A 17,234-nucleotide genomic window follows, 5' to 3' on the forward strand; every position below is an offset into this window, starting at 1 on the left:
ATTTCGCGTTCGCTATCTCGCGCGTGGACGCGACCGATCAGAACGCTCGGCAGGAGCGAATATCGGTGGCCAGGATGGCCTTCGCGCCGAGATCGGCGAGCTTGTCCATGAGCTCGTTGCCGTTCTTGCGCGGCACGAGCGCGCGAACCGCGACCCACTCCGGATCGCTCAGCGGTGCGATCGTCGGGGACTCGAGGCCCGGGGTGATCTCCACGGCCGCGTCGAGTAGCGACTTGGGGCAGTCGTAATCGAGCATCAGGTACTGCTGCGCGAATACGACGCCCTGGATGCGAGCCACCAGCTGATTGCGGGCCTTATTGCGCTGATCCGCGCCCTTGGCCTCGATGAGCACGCCCTCGGAATCGCAGAGCGAATCGCCGAACGCGACCAGGTTGTGCTGACGCAGGGTGCGACCGGAGCCGACCACATCGGCGATGGCATCGGCCACGCCGAGCTGAATCGAGATCTCGACCGCGCCGTCGAGGCGAATGACCTCGGCCTCGATGCCACGCGACTTCAGATCGCTGAGCACCAGATTGGGGTACGAGGTGGCGATGCGCTTGTCGTAGAGATCCTCGACCTTCCATTCGCTGCCCGCGGGGGCGGCGTAGCGGAAGCTGGAGTTGCCGAAGCCCAGGGCCAGGCGCTCCTGGACGGGCGCGCCGGAATCCAGGGCGAGATCGCGCCCGGTGATGCCGAGATCGAGCTCACCGGAGCCGACGTAGATCGCAATGTCCTTGGGGCGCAGGAAGAAGAACTCGACCTGGTTGGCATTGTCGAGCACGCTCAGATCGCGGGCGTCCTTGCGGCCGCGGTAACCGGCCTCGGCGAGGATGGCGACGGCGGATTCGGACAGCGAGCCCTTATTTGGGACGGCGACGCGAAGCATAGATATTCCTTTCGGGACGGGTGGGGGGACGTGAGGACAGTGGACGCGGGGTTGTCGGCCGCACGGGCTGTGCGGTGAAACGGCGCATCACAGATGTCGGTACACGTCTTCGAGCCGCAGACCGCGGCCCACCATCAGCACCTGAACCCAATAGAGCAGCTGGGAGATCTCCTCCGACAGCGACTCGTCACTCTCATGTTCCGCGGCCAGCCATACTTCGCCGGCCTCCTCCAGTACCTTCTTGCCCTGCGCATGTACACCGGCGTCCAGAGCGGCGACGGTTCCGGACCCCTCGGGGCGGTTTACTGCACGATCCTGTAGCTCGGCGAACAGGGCTTCGAAAGATTTCACGGTAAGTGATTGTCGCAGATCGCCACCCCTGCCCCATGAACCGGCCGGTCCGGGCGGTTCACCCGCAGGGCGGGAACCACCCGGACCGGAGCGAATCCCAGGTCAGGCCATGGCGAATCGCAGCAGGGCCTGCATATCGCCCTGCTTCACCTTGCCTTTGCGGTCGAGCACCTCGAGCTGCCAGGCCGGGCCGTTGCGGAAGGCGCGGGCGATGGCATTGGCGTTATCCGCGCCGAGCAGCGACGGCCAGATATCGGCGACCTGCTGGGTGCTGCCACCGGTCGCGTCGTAGATCTTGAAGGACACATTGTTGGCCTTCTCGAAGCTGCTGCCCTTCTTGAAGGCGGCCGCGACGAAGATGATGCCGTCGATGGCGGGCGGCACAGTGGCGAAGGTGACGTGCACGGTCTCATCGTCACCGGAGGCCGCGCCGGTCTGCTCATCGCCGGTGTGCTGCACCGAACCGTTGCCGAAGGGGTCGAGGGAATCCAGGCCCGCGAACCGCACGGGTTCGCTGCCCTGCATGAGCACTGCGATCAAATCCAGGTCGACGCCTTTTTTGCGCCGAGCGATACCGAGTAGTCCACCACTGCTGCCCGAGGAGGGATCCCAGCTGACCCCGACGCTCATCTTGGTGATGCCGCCGAGATCCGCTGCGCCGTCTTCTTTCTTGAGCGTAATCACGATTGTCACGTTACCGACAAATCAGACAGCAGTGGCGGGCTCCGAACTCATCCGGCCAGCAGCTTCTCCAATTCCGCTGCGGCCGTGCGCAGTTGAGCGGCGAAGTCGTGCATCTGCTGCGCCACCGACTTCGGGGTGGCCAGGTAGAGGTTCCAGCGATCGGGCAGCAGCACGTACGCGATACCGATGCAGGTCGGGCTCGTCGATCCGAAACCGAAGTACTGGATGTTCACCGACGGAGCCGAACTGGTGCTCAGATAGTCATCGCGGGTGATCTTCCAGCCGGGGCTGTCGTAGAACGCCATCGGCTCGGTCGCACCGAGCTGCTCACCGCGCCGCCGCTGAATCCACTCGAGCTCCCACAGGTGCTGTTCGGGGGCCTCCCCGCGCTGGCACTCCTGCGCCCGTCGCACATGCGCGGTGGCGGCCGCCCGCACGGCCTCGCGCTTGCGATCGTCATCGGCGGCCGGATTCTCCATGGCGGCAATGAATTCCAGGATCTCCGGGGTCACCACGCGCATGGCCTCGGTGCGGCCGTTGCGGAACTGCCGGGTCGCGATCGACTCGTAGGTCGCACCCGTCAAGCCCTTGCTGCGCCGATGCGCGAGCTGATAGCTCAACTGCGCGAAGGCATCCGGGGAAATACCGAGGGTCTTGATATGCCCGGTGCCGAACTCGAAGGACACCGTACTGGTGGCGGTGTCCAGCGCGAACTGCGAGAACGACGCCGCCGCGGCCGAGGTCACCGACCGCTGGGCCGCATCGAGAGTGAACTCGATGGGTTCGGCGGCGGGCAGCCCCTGCGGCTGCGCCCCGGATTGCGCGGCGTGATCGGCGACCGAGGTCTCCAGCAGCGTGTCCACGAACGACAGGATGGTGGTGCCGTCCAGCCCGCAGTGCTCGACATTGATACCGGTCCGGCCGTCGGCGAAGACGATGAACGACACCGCCTTGTCGAACCAGCGATTACCGCTGTCCCCGTGCAGGAGTTGATCGCACGCGTGCAGGGTGTCGCGCGGGCTGAAATCCTCCAGGCAGACGCAGAACAGCGCGGTCTCGATGGTCTCGAACGCCGCGGCGTTGACCGGCCGCAGCTGCTGGTACAGCGGGGCCCACTCCTTGCGCGCCAGGGTGGTGAGATGTCCGGCCGAGGTGTTCACCGGTGCGCGCCGCGATCCGGCCTTCATTACCCCGAGGAGTCCGGCGGTCAGATCCTCGGGGCTGTACGGCACGCCGTCCGCGCCGAGCACATCCATCCGGAACATGTTGCCGCGGTACAGGACGACGATATGGCCCGCCTGCGACGGCCCCGGCCACTCATCGGTGTACGGCACCCGCACGGTGTCCTGCGGAGCACCCGGAATCCGGGTCTCGGAGAACAGGAACTTGTTCTGCGCCATATTGAGTTTCTGCCCGCGCTGGGTGACCGGCGGGATCTCCTCGGCATCGAGGCGCAGCTTGTAGTTCACCGCCGCGGTGACCAGTGCCGAGGCCCGCTCCGCCTGTCCGGCGGAGGTGGAGGACGCGAGCACGGTGTCATCGCGGAACAGGAAGAAGAAGTTGGCGTTCAACGCGATTCGGTCCCGGCGCCCGAGGTAGCGCGAGGGCCAGAATTCGTCCAGCCAGCTGCCGACGCCGGGTTCGGCGTCGAACCGCTGCAAGTCCGCGTGCAGGGTGCGGGCCGGGCTGTCGGGGCGCAGCAGATCCTCGACGGCCGCCGCGGTGGCGGCGTACTCGTCGCTGGAGAGCAGCGGCGCGGACCAGTGCAGGAAGCGAGTGCAGCTCTCCTCCAAAGTGGGGAGCGGCACCCGCGGCAGCTGATCGTCGTGGGCGAAGGTCCGTTCGCTCAATGCAGGTCCTCGTGGTCGAAGGATAGGTTCGGGCGGGACAGGTGGAGCTGGGCGTAGAGCCAGCCATCGGATTCGTAGCCTTGCGTATCGATTCCATTGGCCGCCAGTGCATTACACACCTGCGCCTGCTCCTCCGGCGAGGCGAACCGGCGTTGCCGGAAGGCGCCGGGCGCGAGTTCGGTGTGATAACCGAGTGCGGCCAGATGTGCGGCTATGGGATCGAAGGAGAACATGCGCAGTACGAAATGCGCCATCCAGGGCAGCTTTCCACCGTGGGCGCGGGCCACCCGCAGCAGGGTGTGCTCGGTGACATAGCCGACGCAGCCGGTGGAGATCACCAGATCGGCGGTCGCCAGGACGCGGCGCTGGGCCTCGGTGGGATCGGCCGCCTCCAGATCCGCGTGCACGGTGTCGTGCAGCAGTCCGGCAGTGCGGGCGTAGTCCAGCGCGACACCGGAGGCGTCCATACCCAGGAATCGGACACCGGGTAGCTGATCCTCCTCGGCCAGGCGAGCGCGGTCGCGGGCCCGCAGATCGGGCGGGGTGGGTTCGGCGTAACTGTCGAACAGGTCGGACATGGTGGTGTCCAGGCGCAGCAGGGCCGCGTTCACCCCGTACGAACAGCCGATATCGAGCACGGTCGGGCTCGTGATGCCGGTGGCCGCGTGGTGGTCGGCCAGCAGCTGCTGGAAGTGTGGTTTCGCCAGTTCCGGTATCCGATAGTCCAATTCGGACATTCGGGCGTAGTACGCACGAGGGTCGGGGCTCTCATAGATATCGTCGAACGACGCTTTCCCAGTGCTGTGTAAGGAAACCGGCACGTGGTCCTCTTCTCAGTCGAGCAGGCGGTCGCCGCGGACAGCATCGGCCGCGAGATGATCGGGCAGCACGCGCCCGAACAGTTGCCGGGTGCGCTCGGCGGTGCCGATGACGCCCTGGGAATCGCTGTAGGCGAAGATCGCCGAATGCCGCTGCACGGTGCCGCCGACGGGCGCGACGCGGTGCAGCGAGAACCGCCCCTGGAACAGTTGCAGGTCGCCGGGGCGTAGTTCCAGCCGCCGGATGAGGTGGTCGCCGTGGCCGGTGAGCACCGCGCGCACATCGTCGAGGTGCTCGGCCTCGCGGGAGCGAATATTCGGGCAATACTCGAACACCCCACCGGCTTCCGGCTCCTGGGTGAGCATGCTGACGGTGAACTCATTGGTGTCGAAATGCCACGGATGCGACATACCGGGCGCGACGACATTGAGGCACAGACCCGCCAGCGGATCGGTGTACTCGTGCAGCGCGTCCAGGCCGAAACACTCGGCGATGAAACGCTGGAAGCGCGCATCGGTGTAGAGCCGGTGGATGAGCGCCGCGCGCGGGATCAGATCCCTTGCGACGAAGGCGTTTCCACGGCGCAGCACGATGCGGCCCGGATGATCGGCGGGTAGGTCGGCATCGATCGGGATGTTGTAGGCGTTGACGTTCTCGACCGTGTAGTAGGCGTGCGGTGCGAGCGCCACGCCCTCGGTGCGCATGGTCTCGACCTCATCGGGCCGAATGAAACCGCGCAGTACGGTGCAGCCGTCGGCGGCCAATTCGGCGCGCGCGGCCGCCACCGCGGCATTCCACCCGGCGTCGCCGGGCGAGTCCAGCGGATAGCGGGCGATGTCCACACCGGGGACAGCACTGCCCGCCGGCGTGGCCGCCACCACCCCGGCGCCGTCCGTATCGCACACGTCTGCCCTACCCCCTGTCGCAACCATGTCGATCATTCTGGCGGGCAAACCGACCGACACGCCCGGGATGTACCGGGATTGTGGATATTCACTATTCCTGTGCACCAAGAGTTTTCATGCGCCAATCCGGCGCGGCCGCCGCATCGCGCGCCCGGCCGGTTCCCACTCCCCGGGACCATCTGAAAATGCCAGTGGCCGAATGCTCGGAGATAGCTCAGGATGTCTGATATGTCCTTTGTCAATGGTTCGGTGTCGTATTGGTTCCGTGAGCTCGCCCCCGTCGACCCGGGAGCCCCGCTGTCCGGGCACACCCAGGCCGACGTGTGCGTTATCGGAGCCGGATACACCGGATTGTGGACGGCCTACTACCTGAAACAGGCACAGCCGGACCTGCGAATCGTGGTGCTGGAGAAGGAATTCGCCGGATACGGCGCCTCCGGCCGCAATGGCGGCTGGGTTGTCGGAGAGATAGCGGGATCCGCGCAGGCGTACGCCCGCGTCCACGGCCGCGATGCCGCGGTGCGGTTGCAGCGCACCATGTTCGACACCGTCGAGGAGATCGTGAAGGTCGCGGCGGCCGAGGGCATCGACGCCGATGTGATCAAGAGCGGACAGCTGACCGTGGCCCGCAACGATGCGCAGCGGGCGCGGCTCGGCGACACCCTGGCGCATGCGCGCGAATGGGGTTGGGGCGAAGACGATCTCATGACCGTCGCCGCCGACGACCGAATCCGCGTCGCCGGAGCCACCGGGGCACTGTGGACACCGCACTGCGCGCGCGTCCAGCCCGCGAAACTCGCACGCGGACTTGCCGATACGGTGCGGGCGCTCGGGGTGCGGATCTACGAGAACACCACGGTGGAATCCGTACGCCCGCGCACCGCGTCCAGCTCGGCCGCCGCGATCACCGCGCGCGGCACCGTCACCGCCGACTACATCATCCGCGCGACCGAGGGCTTCACCGCAACTTTCGCTTCCAGCCATCGTGATTGGCTGCCGATGAACAGTTCGATGATCGTCACCGAACCGCTGCCCGATGCGGTGTGGCGCGAAATCGGCTGGCAGGGCGGCGAATTGCTGGGCGATATGGCGCACTACTACATGTACGCCCAGCGCACCGCGGACGGCCGGATCGCCTTCGGCGGGCGCGGAAAGCCGTACCGATACAGCAGTCGCATCGATGCGGACGGGCAGACCCAGCAGTGGACCGTGGACGTCCTGCGCGCGATGCTCACCGACTTCTTCCCCGCCACAGCCGAAGTCCCACTCGCACACGCCTGGTCCGGGGTGCTCGCGGTCCCCCGCGACTGGTGTTCCAGCATCGCCCTCGACCACGACACCGGCCTGGGCTACGCGGGCGGCTACACCGGGCACGGTGTGGCGACCACCAATCTGGCCGGTCGCACCCTGCGAGATCTCCTGCTGCGCAGGGATACCGAGCTCACCTCGCTGCCGTGGGTGAACTGGCGGGTGCGCCGCTGGGAGCCGGAACCCTTGCGCTGGATCGGCGTACAGCTCATGTACAGCCTGTATCGCGCGGCCGATCACCGCGAAACCCGCCTCGGGCACACCTCCCGCATCGCGCGAATGGCCGATCTCATCTCGGGTCGCTGACACTCCGCCCTGCTCGCGGCGGTTGTCGCGAGCAGGAACGTTCCGCCCGAACGGCACCGGTGCGCGGTGAGCCACGCCCGAAGTACATGCTTAGATGCGCATATTTCCATTGACTAATTGTGCAATTGCCACATCGAAGCCGATCCAGCACATCTGCAAGCACGATTTACCGTGCACTCCAACGGGTTTCGATCCGTTTGACAGTCCCCGCGATCCGGGTACACCGGTAGTGAGAGGACTTCGCTATGGACTCGAACCGATCCTGGGACACCATCACCGCCGCCCTGAACCGGATATCCGGTCCCGGCCGGCGCGGTGCCGACTGGACCACCTACCTGTGCCCCGTTCACGAATCCGACGGCCGTCATCACCATCCCTCGCTGGGCGTCGTCTACAACCGGCAGCGCGGGCGCACGGTGGTGCGGTGCTTCGCGGGCTGCCCCGACGAGCAGGTGCTGGAGCGGCTCGGCCTGCGCATCCGCGATCTATTCGACGAGCCACGAGCCGCCGCCGGTGCGCGCCGAACCCACTCCCCCGCAGTGGCTTTGGCCGATCAAGCGTTGCAACGGGCGGGCCTGTCCCTCGAGGTACACAAGCGTGATCTCGGTCCACGACTGGCCAACCCGAAGGATGTGGCCACCTACCTTTACCGCTGGCCCGACGGTCGCTCGGCGGGATGCGTGGTCCGCGTTCACACCGAGCACCGGAACGGCCGCGCGAAGTCCTTCCGGCAGTATCGCCGCACCGAGAGTGGTTGGACCCCCGGCGGTTTCGCGCACTTGCCCTTCCATCTCCCCGAGGTGCTCGACGCGGTCCGCTCCGGCCGCGACATTCACATCTGCGAGGGTGAGGCCGACGCACTCACCGCCACCCACGCCGGTCTCACCGCCACCTGCAATGCCGGTGGCGCACAGGGCTGGCATCCGGATCACGCCACCTGGTTCACCGGCGCGTACCGGGTCTGGATCATCGCCGACCGCGACGCACCGGGTTACCGTCACGCCGCCCGGGTCGCCGAATCCCTGGTCGACCTCGTCCGCGAATTACGTATAGTCCAGGCCCGCGACGGCAAGGACCTCACCGAGCACTGCGATGCGGGCCACCACATTTCCGACCTCGACCCCGTGCCGGTTCTGGACGCCCACTACAGCCTGCGAAGTCACGATCGCTGACCGCACCCGTTATTTCGGTGCGGTGTTCTGCGCGCGGCTGGGTGGCGATTGCCAGGAGGCGGGGCGACCAGCGCGCTACGAGTCCAACTGGGCCACCAGGGCTTTGGGGGCAATCAGCCGGTATGCGTCCTGCACTATCTCGGCGATCTCGGTCCAGTCGACGGGGACGTCGAGGTAGACGCCGAGCCAGCCGCGGTGGCCGACGTACGGCGGTCGGAAGTAGTTGTCCGGTTGTCCGGCGACCAGTTCCTCCTGCACGCCGGGCGGGGCCGCGCACCAGAAGCCGAGGCGATCGTCGTGATGGTGATCGGCGAACATGACGAAGGTCTTCTTCCCGCGCACGAACCAGGTCGGTTCGCCGTGGCTGAGGCGTTCGGTCACCTCGGGCAGGGCGGTGCACAGCGCCCGCAACGATTCGAGAGGTTCACCCATGGCCGAAGGCTAACCGATCTCCCAGGTCCCGGACTTGTACGAATGGGAACCGCACCGCATCGAACGGCAGGTCTTTCACCTCAGCATTCCCCCGGGAACGCCGCCGAACTATTCGGGAGCGAGCGCACGTTCGTAGCGGCCGATCAGATCGCGCAGTGCCGCAGCCAGTTCGGGTGAGTCGACTATCTCGAAATCCGCGCCGAGCATGCCCAGGTAAAGGGCGAGCTGTTGCGGGTTGTCCGATCCCGGTTCGAAGGCACAGCGGTTCTCGCCCAGCGTCTCGATATCGACCTGGATCGGGAGGCGTTGGCGCACATGGGAAGCCGGAGCGTGCACGATGACGCGGGCGCGGAATCGCCAGACGGCCTCGCCGACGGAGCGTTCCACACGGGTGGCGATATCGGCGTCGGGGGGAATCGGGCGCGGAGTGAAGCGCGGGCCGGTCGGCGTGCGCGGACGCATGCGGTCGACGCGGAAGGTGCGCCAATCGTCGCGCTCGACGTCCCAGGCCATCAGATACCAGCGCTGGCGCAGGCTGACCAGACGATACGGTTCGACCTCGCGGCGGGTGGACGCACCGCCGTGCGATTCGTAGTCGAAGCGCAGGCGTTCGTGATCGCGGCAGGCGGTGGCGATGACGGTCAGCACATCCGGGTCGACCAGCGGACCGCGGGCGGGCACCGGCAGCGCGTGCTGGAACGCGCTGACCCGATGCCGCAATCGCGAGGGCAGGATCTGCTGCAGTTTCGTCAGCGCGCGCAGCGCCGTCTCGTCGATTCCGGCGATGGAACTGCTTGCGGCCGTGCGCAATCCGACGGCGACCGCGACCGCCTCCTCGTCATCTAGCAGTAGCGGCGGCAGCGCGCCGCCCGCACCCAGCCGATAGCCGCCGTCCACGCCCGATTTGGCCTCGACCGGATAGCCGAGTTCGCGCAGCCGGTCGACGTCATTGCGGATGGTGCGGGTGGTAACGCGCAGTCTTTCGGCGAGTTCGGGCCCGGTCCAATCGCGCCGCGACTGCAGGAGCGAGAGCAAACGCAGCAGGCGGGCGGAGGTTTCCAACATTTTTCGATGGTATCCGGCAATCGCGGAACGAACCTTTCCGCGATCGTTCCTAATGTTGGTCCCATCGAGCAAGCCACTCCCTCGAAGGAACGGAAAACCCCTGATGAGCACCGAGATTCGCCCCTTCCGCATCGATATCCCGCAGGCCGAGCTGGACTACCTGTCTGACCGCCTGGCGCATGCCCGCTGGGCCGCCGGACTCCCCGGCGTCGGCTGGGAGCGCGGTATCCCGGTGGCCGATCTGCGGGAGCTGGCCGACTACTGGCGCACCGAATTCGATTGGCGGGCACAGGAAGCGGCGCTCAATGCCTTCCCGCAGTTCACCACCGAGATCGACGGACAGCAGATCCATTTCCTGCATGTGCGCTCGACTCGCCCCGATGCTACTCCCCTGCTCATCACGCACGGTTTCCCCAGCTCGATCGCCGAATTCATGCATCTGATCGGGCCGCTCACCGAGCCCGAGGAGGGTCCGGCATTCCACGTGGTGGCCCCATCGCTGCCCGGGTACGGCTTCTCCACCCCGCTCTCGGATACCGGCTGGTCCATGGCCCGCACCTCGCGCGCCTGGATCGAGCTGATGAACCGGCTCGGCTATGCCCGCTACGGCGTGCACGGCGGTGATATCGGCGGCGGCGTCTCCGGTATGGTCGGCGGTCTCGATCCCGAACATGTGCTCGGCGTACACGTGGTCACCGATCCGCTGACCGCCGCGAATGTCGCCACCTTCCTGCCCGGTGTGGCCGACCGCCTCGATGCCGATGATCCGGTCGACAAGGTGATTCTCGAGCGTATGGACGCCTTCCGCCGCGAGGGTTCGGGCTATCTGGCGATCCAGAACTCACGCCCGCAGACCATCGGCTACGGGCTGGTCGATTCCCCACTGCTGCAATTGGCTTGGATCGCGGAGAAGTTCGAGCAGTGGACCGATCTCCCCATCGACCGCGATCAACTGCTGACCACGGTCAGCCTCTACTGGTTCACTGGTGCCGGAGCAACCGCCGCGCACACCCTCTACGAACAGGCGCATTCGATGGACTGGGGCTCGGCACCGATCGCACCCCAGGGTTTCGCCGTCTTCGGCTCCGATGAGACCGTGCGCCGGGTGGTCCCGGCCCCCGCCGATGCGCACTGGACCGAATTCGAGCGCGGTAAGCATTTCCCGGCCATGGAGGCTCCCGCCGATCTGGCCCGGGACCTGCGAACCTTCTTCGGCCCGCTGCGGTGACACGCCACCGGGCGCGCGGGTGGCCCGCCCTGCCCCGCGCCCGGTTCTGCACTACGCTGACCTCATCGCGCCCCGGCATTGCCGCCGCGGACTCTTGGCACCGCAGCCTTTTCGCACTCCCCGCCCCACTCGGATGGATGTCCCGGAGGTTTGCCGATGATGAACCAGCTCACCGATCCGCCGCCGGTGCTGCCCGCACTGGACGACCATCCGATGCTGCGCCCGCTGCCCCCGGTCCCGTCCTCGGGCCATATCTTCGACTTCCCGGGCCGCCTGGGCACCGTCGATATGGATGAGAACCAGGGTTTGCGCATCGACGGCATCGCACGGCATATCCAGGACGCGGGCGTCGATCACCTGGTGCATTGCGGCGCACTGGAATCGCATCCGCACTGGATAGTCCGCCGCACCGTCATCGACGTCATCCGCCCGATCACCTGGCCCGCGAAACTCCGCACCCGCCGCTGGTGTTCGGGCATATCACCGCGCTGGTGCACCATGCGCGTGCGCATCGACTCCGAATCCGGCGGCCTCATCGAAACCGAGGGCTTCTGGATTCATATGAACAAAGAGACCATGAGCCCGTCACGGGTCGACGACAAATTCTTCGAATTGATGTGCACCACAACCTCGGAACAGCGGCTGCGCTGGCGGCAATGGCTCACCGATCCGCTGCCGCCGATCGCCCCGGCTCATTTCCCGCTGCGCCGCACCGATATCGACCACTTCCAGCACGTCACCAATACCGCGTACTGGCATGCCGTGCATGAATTCACTTCCGACACAGCGGATCTCACCGCCGGACCGCATCGCTTCATCCTCGAATACAACAAACCGATCCGGCACGGTGAGCCCCTCGATATCCATACCCGCCGGACCCCCGACGCACAGACCCTCTGGTTCACCATCAAGGGCGAGGTGCGCGCGGTGGCCCAACTGCGTTCTCTCCCAGGGATTTCCTGAGCCGATTCGCCGAGCTACGGCAGCGCGGCGAATACCTTGCGGGCGGATTCGGCGATCAAATCCTCACTGGGCTGGGAGTCGTATCCGTCCCGCACCCGGTCGGTCATGATGGCGAGCACCCAGGTCGCGCCGTCGGGCCGCGTCACCACCCCCACGTCATTGGCGCGCCCGTAGTTCCCGGTGCCGGTTTTGCTCCGCACCGTCACCCCTTGCGGCGCACCGGCTTTGATGCGCTTGGCACCGGTAAGACTGCGTTCCAGCCAATCCGAGAGTTTGGCCCGCCTGTCCTCGGGCAGCGCCGATCCCAGCAGCAGCGCACGGAAATTGTCCGCGATGGCGCGCGGTGTGGTGGTATCGGAATCATCGCCCGGCGCTACATTGTTCAACTCCGGCTCATAGTTCACCATCTTGCCCACGTCATCGCCGAGCGAGCGCAGATACGCGTTGAATCCGGCCGTCCCGCCGATCTGATCCAACAGCAGATTCCCCGCGGTGCCATCGCTGAACCGCACCGCGGCATCGCACAGCTCCCCCACCGTCATTCCGGTATCCACCCGATCCTGGGTCACCGGTGAAATCGATCGAATGGCGTCCCGCGAGAACATCACCCGGGTATCGAGATACTCGAGCGGATTCTTCGCCAGCACGGCCGCCGCGGCAATGGCCTTGAAGGTCGAGCAGTAGGCGAATCGCTCATCGGATCGATAGGCCACCGTCGCCCCCGACCCCATCGATACCCCGAATACCCCCACCCGAGCCCCGAACCTGGTTTCCAACTCCCCGAACCCCGCACTCAGATCCACCGTTCGGGATGGCGACGGCGGTCCCGGATCCGAACCCGATCCCGATCCCGCCTTTCCGCAGGCCGCGATCGGAAGTACCAGCGCCGCGCCGAGCACCGCGCGTCGCCCCAAATCGGTTGTGCCATAACGAGTCACCAATCCACCATAACCAAGATCAATATGGCCGTGCAGGTTCGCCATTGCGCCATTGCCACAGAGTCGCCAGCTCACCGAGGCGGGCGCACGGCACGGCGAGCCACCGCCGCGGTGCCGCCGAGTTCGGCGAGCAATTCGGCCAGCTGGGATCGAACGGCGTCGAGGGCCTCGGTACCGAAACGCTCCGTGAGCCGGCGATCGAGATCCGCGCGAGCGGTGCGCGCGGCCGCGATGGCGGCATGGCCGCGCGCGGTGAGGCGAACGCGGCGGATGCGGGCGTCGATCGGGTCGGGCACGCGTTCGCAGTAGCCGAGTTTCTCCAGTTCGGCGACGGCCTTGGACGCGCCCTGCTGGGTCATCTCCAATTCGGCGGCCAGGGCGCTGACGGTGGGTTCACCGTCGACCAGGTGCTGGAACAGATAGCCGTGCGAGAAGCGGAGATCGCCGAAACCCGCGTCCGCCAACTGTTTCTGGACCGCCGCCGCGCCGGCATTGCCGACGAACAGGGCCAGGGTTCCGGTGTCGAGGTCGAGCGGATCGATCGATGCGGGCATGGCACCATTCTCTATTGCACAACCATAGTTGTGCAACTATGGTTGTGGACATGACGCTGCAACAGCACCCCAATATCGATATCGCCGTCCGCTACCACCGCGCCGTCTCCCGATCAGCGGTCGGTGACGAGCTCGCCGAGTTCTTCCACCCCGAAGCCGTACACCACGAATTGCCGAACGCGCTCTTCCCCCATGGCGTCGTCCGCGATATCGCCGGACTGCGCGCCGCCGCCGAGGCTGGCCGAAAGAATGTGCGCGAGCAGAACTTCGAAGTGCTCAATGCCATCGCCGCGGGCGATCAGGTTGCGCTGGAAGTGCTTTGGGAGGGCACCACGGCGGTGGCCATGGGCGAGCTCCCGGCGGGCCATGTGCTGCGCGCGCATATCGCGACCGTGCTCGAATTCCGCGACGGCAAGATCCTCGCCCAGCGCAATTACGACTGCTATGAACCCATCACCGCCGGCGCCGGAGCGGCAGAGCGGCGCTGAGCCGCAGGTCAGCCCACGGAACCCAATGTTCAGCTTCGGCGGTCAGCGCGGTGCGCCCGCGGAAATTATCGTGAGCTCATGAGGATTGGATCGCGGCGGCGGGTGTATCTGGCGGCGGAGTACGCCGGGCTGTTCTTCGGCGGGACGACCCTGTACAACGCGGTGGGCCGGGGCAGATCGCCGATTCCGGTACTGCTCGCATTGGCCGCGGGCGCAACGGTTTACCTGCGCCGGTCCTCGGGCTTCGATCGGGACGCGCTGTGGCGCAGTGCGGCCGTGCGCGAGCAGGCACGGCCGATGGCGGCACTGGCGGGGGCGAGCGCACTGGCGCTCACCACGGCGGTCGCGGTGCGGCGGCGGGAGGATCTGTTCGATCTGCCGCGCAGCAACCCGGCGATCTGGCTGGCGGTCATGGTGCTGTACCCGGCATTGAGCGTGTACCCGCAGGAATTGATCTTCCGATCCTTCCTGTTCCACCGGTACGCACCGGTTTTCGGTGAGGGCCGCGCCATGGTCGCCGCCAGCGCCGCCGCCTTCGGCTACGTGCACATCGTATTCGGCAGCTGGTTCTCGGTCGCCGCGAGCGGGGTGGGCGGCTGGATCTTCGCCGATCGCTATGCGAAGACCCAGTCCCTGTTCACCGCGTCGGTGGAGCATTCGGTGTACGGCATCATGGTTTTCACCGTCGGCCTGGGCCGGTACTTCTATCACGGGGCCGCACCGGCGGCGCGGGTTCAGCTCAACGGGCGATGAGCCCCCGCAGATCCGCCTGCGTCAGACCCACCAGCGAATCCCGGAAGGTGCGCCCCGGAGCTGCGGGAACCGCTATCTCACAGGGGATTACGAGCACCGTGCAGCCCGCGAGGGCGGCGGCCTCGGCACCGGTGGGCGAATCCTCGATGGCCACCGTATGTTCGGGCGCGACCCCCAGCAGCTCGGCCGCCCGCAGATAGACATCCGGCGACGGCTTACCGTGCGGCACCTCATCGGCGCATACGGTCGCGGCGAAGTGGTGCCGCCCCAGGGTGTCCAGGCCGTATTCGGTCAGTGCCCGTTTGGTATTGGTGACCAGCGCCATCGGAATACCCGCCGCGTGCAGCGCACCGAGCACATCCTGTGCGCCCGGCCGCCACGGCACCGGATCCCGGAACAGTTCGATGATCCGGCGTTCGATCCAGGCATCGGCCTCGGCCAGCGCCTCGGGTGTGGCCGCCACGCCCAAACCGCTGAACATGATGCGCAGCGCGTTCGGGCCGGACGCGCCGATGAGCGCATGCCGCATCGCATCGTTCATCTCGTGACCGAGTTCGCCCGCGAGTTCCCGGACCGCGATATCCCAGAGCTTCTCCGAATCGAGCAGCGTTCCGTCCATATCCCACAACACCGCGTCCAAACGCGTCACCGGAACACCACTCCTGTCATCCACTGCCACTGGCGCTCGCGGAGGCGAGGCGGTGTACAGGTTATCGGGCGATTGGTCTGGACCGAATTCGCGGGTGCGATCCGGTCCAGACCAATCGACTACAACCCCGACGCCGCGATCAGAATCCGGCCGCCGGTGGAATCGACCTGGATCCACCGGCTCTCCCGATCGACCTGACCGTTCCGCATGGTGTAGGTCAGATTCACCACCGCGCGATTGTCACCGGTGGTGGTGACCCCGCCGACGCTCACCGCGGCGACGCTGCCCCAGAACTGGGAGTACGCGCCGAAACCACCGGTCGAGGCCTGATAGCCGGGCGAGAGCATGGACCACGCGCCGCCGACATTGCCGGGCAGCATGCCGTAGTAGCCCTGGATGAACGAGGCCACCGAGGCGGCCGACGGCGGACCCGCGGGGGTCGTGGTCGGCGGTGCGGGGGTCGTCGTACTCGGCTTGGCCGGGGTCGTGGTGGTGCTGGCGGGCGGCGGTGTGGTCGTGCTGGCGGGCGGATGCGTCGTGGTCGGCTGCGCGCCCTGGCTGGGTTCGGTATTCCCGGCGCCGCCGTCGGCCGGACCGATGGCGGCCTGCGTGGACGGCGGGGCCGACGGATTCACCGGTGCCACAACCGAAGTGGTCTCCCCGGCCACCGGTGAATTGTCATTACCGCCCCGGCTCACCGCGTACGCCACCAGCGCGGCCAGCACCAGCGCACCGACGACGCCGAGCGCCACCAGTCCGAGCTGTCGCCGATTCCGGTCCTGCCCACCGGTTTTCGGCGTGAACGGCGGTACGGGCGGCACCGGCGTCTCGGGCGAGGTGGAGCGAGCGGACGGTCCGCCGGTGGCGATATGCACCGTCGGATCGGTGGCATTGGCCGAGGACTGACCGGTCGTGGACGTGGCGAGCACCGTGGTGGCGGCCGAACTGTCCACCGCCGCACCGTCATTGACCGTGGGCAGCACCTTGGTCTGCTGAATCGGCGCGGTGACCCGCCCGTCGGCGACGGCCTGGAGTCGTTCGGCGGCCTGTTCCATGGTCGGCCGGTCCGCGGCTTCGGCGGCCAGCAGATCCATCAGCACCGGCCCGAGCGCGCCCGCGTGCGCGGGTTCGGGCACCTGCGCCCGCGCCACCGAATGCAGTACCGCGAGGGGGTTATCGCCCTCACCGAACGGGGGCATTCCCTCGACGGCCGCGAAAAGCGTTGAGCCCAGCGCGAATACATCCGAGGGCGGCTCCGGATTCTCACCGCGCGCCACCTCCGGCGACAAATACGCAGGCGTCCCGGCCAGGAATCCGGTGGAGGTCACCGTCACATCACCGATGGCGCGCGAGATGCCGAAGTCGGTGATCTTCACCGTCCCGTCATCGGCCACAAGGATATTGGCGGGTTTCACATCGCGATGCACGATCCCGGCCTTGTGCGCGGCCGCGAGCGCCGCCGCCACCTTGGCACCGATCCGGGCGACCTCGGTGGGCGCGAGATTGCCCTTCTCCCGCATGAGCGCGGCCAGCGAGACCGCGTCCACGTATTCCATGACCAGCCAGGGCTGGCCGTCCTCCTCCGCCACATCGAAGACGGTGACCGCGTTCGGGTGATGCAGTCGCGCCGCGATGCGCCCCTCCCGCATCGCGCGCATCTTGGCCTCGATCGCCTGGGACCGGGTGAGCCCGGGACCCAACAGCAACTGCTTGACCGCGACCGTGCGCCGCAGCCGAACATCGGTCGCGCGCCACACGACCCCCATCGCACCGGTGCCGATCGGATCCGTTAGTCGGTACCGCCCCGTGATCAACCGGTCTGAAGTCATGTGGTTGTGCCCCTCCTGCTGGCTTTCGCGCCGAGCCACCCTGCAACGTTG

General features: G+C 66.9%; 18 protein-coding genes. 6 read left to right on the top strand and 12 right to left on the bottom strand.

All coding sequences use genetic code 11. From position 1 onward, the window contains the following. Window positions 1-37: 37 nt before the first annotated feature. The 6 genes from hisG to ACFC0O_RS40780 all read right to left on the bottom strand — a co-directional run bounded on the left by hisG (window position 38) and on the right by ACFC0O_RS40780 (window position 5,525). A complete protein-coding gene (hisG, locus tag ACFC0O_RS40755; protein ID WP_375967580.1) occupies window positions 38-889 on the bottom strand; it encodes an ATP phosphoribosyltransferase in 852 nt (283 codons plus the stop codon). Window positions 890-976: 87 nt separating this feature from the next. Beyond that, a complete protein-coding gene (locus ACFC0O_RS40760; protein ID WP_309230825.1) occupies window positions 977-1,240 on the bottom strand; it encodes a phosphoribosyl-ATP diphosphatase in 264 nt (87 codons plus the stop codon). A 102-nt stretch (window positions 1,241-1,342) separates the two neighbouring features. Continuing rightward, window positions 1,343-1,924: a TerD family protein gene (locus ACFC0O_RS40765; RefSeq protein WP_375967582.1), complete on the bottom strand. Its 582-nt coding sequence runs from the start codon at window positions 1,922-1,924 to the stop codon at window positions 1,343-1,345. 47 nt (window positions 1,925-1,971) lie between these two features. Further along, window positions 1,972-3,774 carry a choline/carnitine O-acyltransferase gene (locus ACFC0O_RS40770; RefSeq protein WP_375967583.1) on the bottom strand — a complete coding sequence of 601 codons (1,803 nt, stop codon included), beginning with the start codon at window positions 3,772-3,774 and terminating at the stop codon, window positions 1,972-1,974. After that, complete coding sequence (locus tag ACFC0O_RS40775) at window positions 3,771-4,511, bottom strand: class I SAM-dependent methyltransferase (protein WP_375967585.1); 741 nt, start codon at window positions 4,509-4,511, stop codon at window positions 3,771-3,773. The genes ACFC0O_RS40770 and ACFC0O_RS40775 overlap by 4 nt, the downstream gene beginning before the upstream one ends. Before the next feature lie 96 nt (window positions 4,512-4,607). Next, window positions 4,608-5,525 (bottom strand): arpA protein, encoded by a 918-nt coding sequence (locus tag ACFC0O_RS40780; RefSeq protein WP_375967586.1) that lies wholly within the window; start codon window positions 5,523-5,525, stop codon window positions 4,608-4,610. A gap of 201 nt (window positions 5,526-5,726) precedes the next feature. On the opposite strand from ACFC0O_RS40780, the gene ACFC0O_RS40785 reads away from it, so the two are divergent. Beyond that, window positions 5,727-7,112, top strand: a complete 1,386-nt coding sequence (locus ACFC0O_RS40785; RefSeq protein ID WP_375967587.1) for an NAD(P)/FAD-dependent oxidoreductase — start codon at window positions 5,727-5,729, stop codon at window positions 7,110-7,112. A gap of 245 nt (window positions 7,113-7,357) precedes the next feature. Then, window positions 7,358-8,284, top strand: a complete 927-nt coding sequence (locus tag ACFC0O_RS40790) for a toprim domain-containing protein (protein WP_375967588.1) — start codon at window positions 7,358-7,360, stop codon at window positions 8,282-8,284. A 75-nt stretch (window positions 8,285-8,359) separates the two neighbouring features. Here ACFC0O_RS40790 and ACFC0O_RS40795 read toward each other — a convergent pair whose 3' ends face one another. Together ACFC0O_RS40795 and ACFC0O_RS40800 are read right to left on the bottom strand one after the other, a co-directional pair. Next, window positions 8,360-8,716, bottom strand: coding sequence for an MmcQ/YjbR family DNA-binding protein (locus ACFC0O_RS40795; protein WP_375967589.1), 357 nt, complete (start codon window positions 8,714-8,716; stop codon window positions 8,360-8,362). A 108-nt stretch (window positions 8,717-8,824) separates the two neighbouring features. Then, window positions 8,825-9,781, bottom strand: coding sequence for a helix-turn-helix transcriptional regulator (locus ACFC0O_RS40800; protein ID WP_375967590.1), 957 nt, complete (start codon window positions 9,779-9,781; stop codon window positions 8,825-8,827). A gap of 103 nt (window positions 9,782-9,884) precedes the next feature. Here ACFC0O_RS40800 and ACFC0O_RS40805 point away from each other — a divergent pair, with 103 nt between their 5' ends. After that, window positions 9,885-11,009, top strand: coding sequence for an epoxide hydrolase family protein (locus ACFC0O_RS40805; protein ID WP_375967591.1), 1,125 nt, complete (start codon window positions 9,885-9,887; stop codon window positions 11,007-11,009). Window positions 11,010-11,165: 156 nt separating this feature from the next. Then, a complete protein-coding gene (locus ACFC0O_RS40810; protein ID WP_375967592.1) occupies window positions 11,166-11,972 on the top strand; it encodes an acyl-[acyl-carrier-protein] thioesterase in 807 nt (268 codons plus the stop codon). Between the two features lie 14 nt (window positions 11,973-11,986). Here ACFC0O_RS40810 and bla read toward each other — a convergent pair whose 3' ends face one another. Both bla and ACFC0O_RS40820 read right to left on the bottom strand, forming a co-directional pair. Next, window positions 11,987-12,886, bottom strand: a complete 900-nt coding sequence (bla, locus tag ACFC0O_RS40815; protein WP_375967779.1) for a class A beta-lactamase — start codon at window positions 12,884-12,886, stop codon at window positions 11,987-11,989. Between the two features lie 95 nt (window positions 12,887-12,981). Beyond that, on the bottom strand, window positions 12,982-13,464 hold the full coding sequence (locus tag ACFC0O_RS40820; RefSeq protein ID WP_375967593.1) for a MarR family winged helix-turn-helix transcriptional regulator: 483 nt from the start codon (window positions 13,462-13,464) through the stop codon (window positions 12,982-12,984). Window positions 13,465-13,514: 50 nt separating this feature from the next. Between ACFC0O_RS40820 and ACFC0O_RS40825 the strand changes: the two genes are divergently transcribed. Further along, entirely contained in the window at window positions 13,515-13,952 is a 438-nt protein-coding gene (locus ACFC0O_RS40825) for a nuclear transport factor 2 family protein (RefSeq protein WP_375967595.1), read from the top strand. A 78-nt stretch (window positions 13,953-14,030) separates the two neighbouring features. Next, window positions 14,031-14,705 (top strand): CPBP family intramembrane glutamic endopeptidase, encoded by a 675-nt coding sequence (locus tag ACFC0O_RS40830; protein ID WP_375967597.1) that lies wholly within the window; start codon window positions 14,031-14,033, stop codon window positions 14,703-14,705. On the opposite strand, the gene ACFC0O_RS40835 is transcribed toward ACFC0O_RS40830, so the two are convergent. Together ACFC0O_RS40835 and ACFC0O_RS40840 are read right to left on the bottom strand one after the other, a co-directional pair. Further along, window positions 14,692-15,354, bottom strand: coding sequence for an HAD family phosphatase (locus ACFC0O_RS40835; protein WP_364633899.1), 663 nt, complete (start codon window positions 15,352-15,354; stop codon window positions 14,692-14,694). The two genes, ACFC0O_RS40830 and ACFC0O_RS40835, sit on opposite strands and share 14 nt — an antisense overlap. A 119-nt stretch (window positions 15,355-15,473) precedes the next feature. After that, window positions 15,474-17,183, bottom strand: a complete 1,710-nt coding sequence (locus tag ACFC0O_RS40840) for a serine/threonine-protein kinase (protein WP_375967598.1) — start codon at window positions 17,181-17,183, stop codon at window positions 15,474-15,476. Window positions 17,184-17,234 lie beyond the last annotated feature (51 nt).

This window comes from Nocardia sp. NPDC056100 (genome assembly GCF_042266325.1).
Lineage (GTDB): Bacteria > Actinomycetota > Actinomycetes > Mycobacteriales > Mycobacteriaceae > Nocardia.

Excerpts from the sequence above, each read along its gene's own strand:
- hisG (WP_375967580.1), bottom strand. The coding sequence starts at position 889 with ATGCTTCGCGTCGCCGTCCCAAATAAGGGCTCGCTGTCCGAATCCGCC.
- ACFC0O_RS40790 (WP_375967588.1), top strand. The coding sequence starts at position 7,358 with ATGGACTCGAACCGATCCTGGGACACCATCACCGCCGCCCTGAACCGG.
- ACFC0O_RS40795 (WP_375967589.1), bottom strand. The coding sequence starts at position 8,716 with ATGGGTGAACCTCTCGAATCGTTGCGGGCGCTGTGCACCGCCCTGCCC.
- ACFC0O_RS40785 (WP_375967587.1), top strand. The coding sequence starts at position 5,727 with ATGTCCTTTGTCAATGGTTCGGTGTCGTATTGGTTCCGTGAGCTCGCC.
- ACFC0O_RS40840 (WP_375967598.1), bottom strand. The coding sequence starts at position 17,183 with ATGACTTCAGACCGGTTGATCACGGGGCGGTACCGACTAACGGATCCG.
- ACFC0O_RS40810 (WP_375967592.1), top strand. The coding sequence starts at position 11,166 with ATGATGAACCAGCTCACCGATCCGCCGCCGGTGCTGCCCGCACTGGAC.
- ACFC0O_RS40780 (WP_375967586.1), bottom strand. The coding sequence starts at position 5,525 with ATGGTTGCGACAGGGGGTAGGGCAGACGTGTGCGATACGGACGGCGCC.
- ACFC0O_RS40820 (WP_375967593.1), bottom strand. The coding sequence starts at position 13,464 with ATGCCCGCATCGATCGATCCGCTCGACCTCGACACCGGAACCCTGGCC.
- ACFC0O_RS40800 (WP_375967590.1), bottom strand. The coding sequence starts at position 9,781 with ATGTTGGAAACCTCCGCCCGCCTGCTGCGTTTGCTCTCGCTCCTGCAG.
- ACFC0O_RS40825 (WP_375967595.1), top strand. The coding sequence starts at position 13,515 with ATGACGCTGCAACAGCACCCCAATATCGATATCGCCGTCCGCTACCAC.
- ACFC0O_RS40775 (WP_375967585.1), bottom strand. The coding sequence starts at position 4,511 with ATGTCCGAATTGGACTATCGGATACCGGAACTGGCGAAACCACACTTC.
- ACFC0O_RS40830 (WP_375967597.1), top strand. The coding sequence starts at position 14,031 with ATGAGGATTGGATCGCGGCGGCGGGTGTATCTGGCGGCGGAGTACGCC.
- ACFC0O_RS40805 (WP_375967591.1), top strand. The coding sequence starts at position 9,885 with ATGAGCACCGAGATTCGCCCCTTCCGCATCGATATCCCGCAGGCCGAG.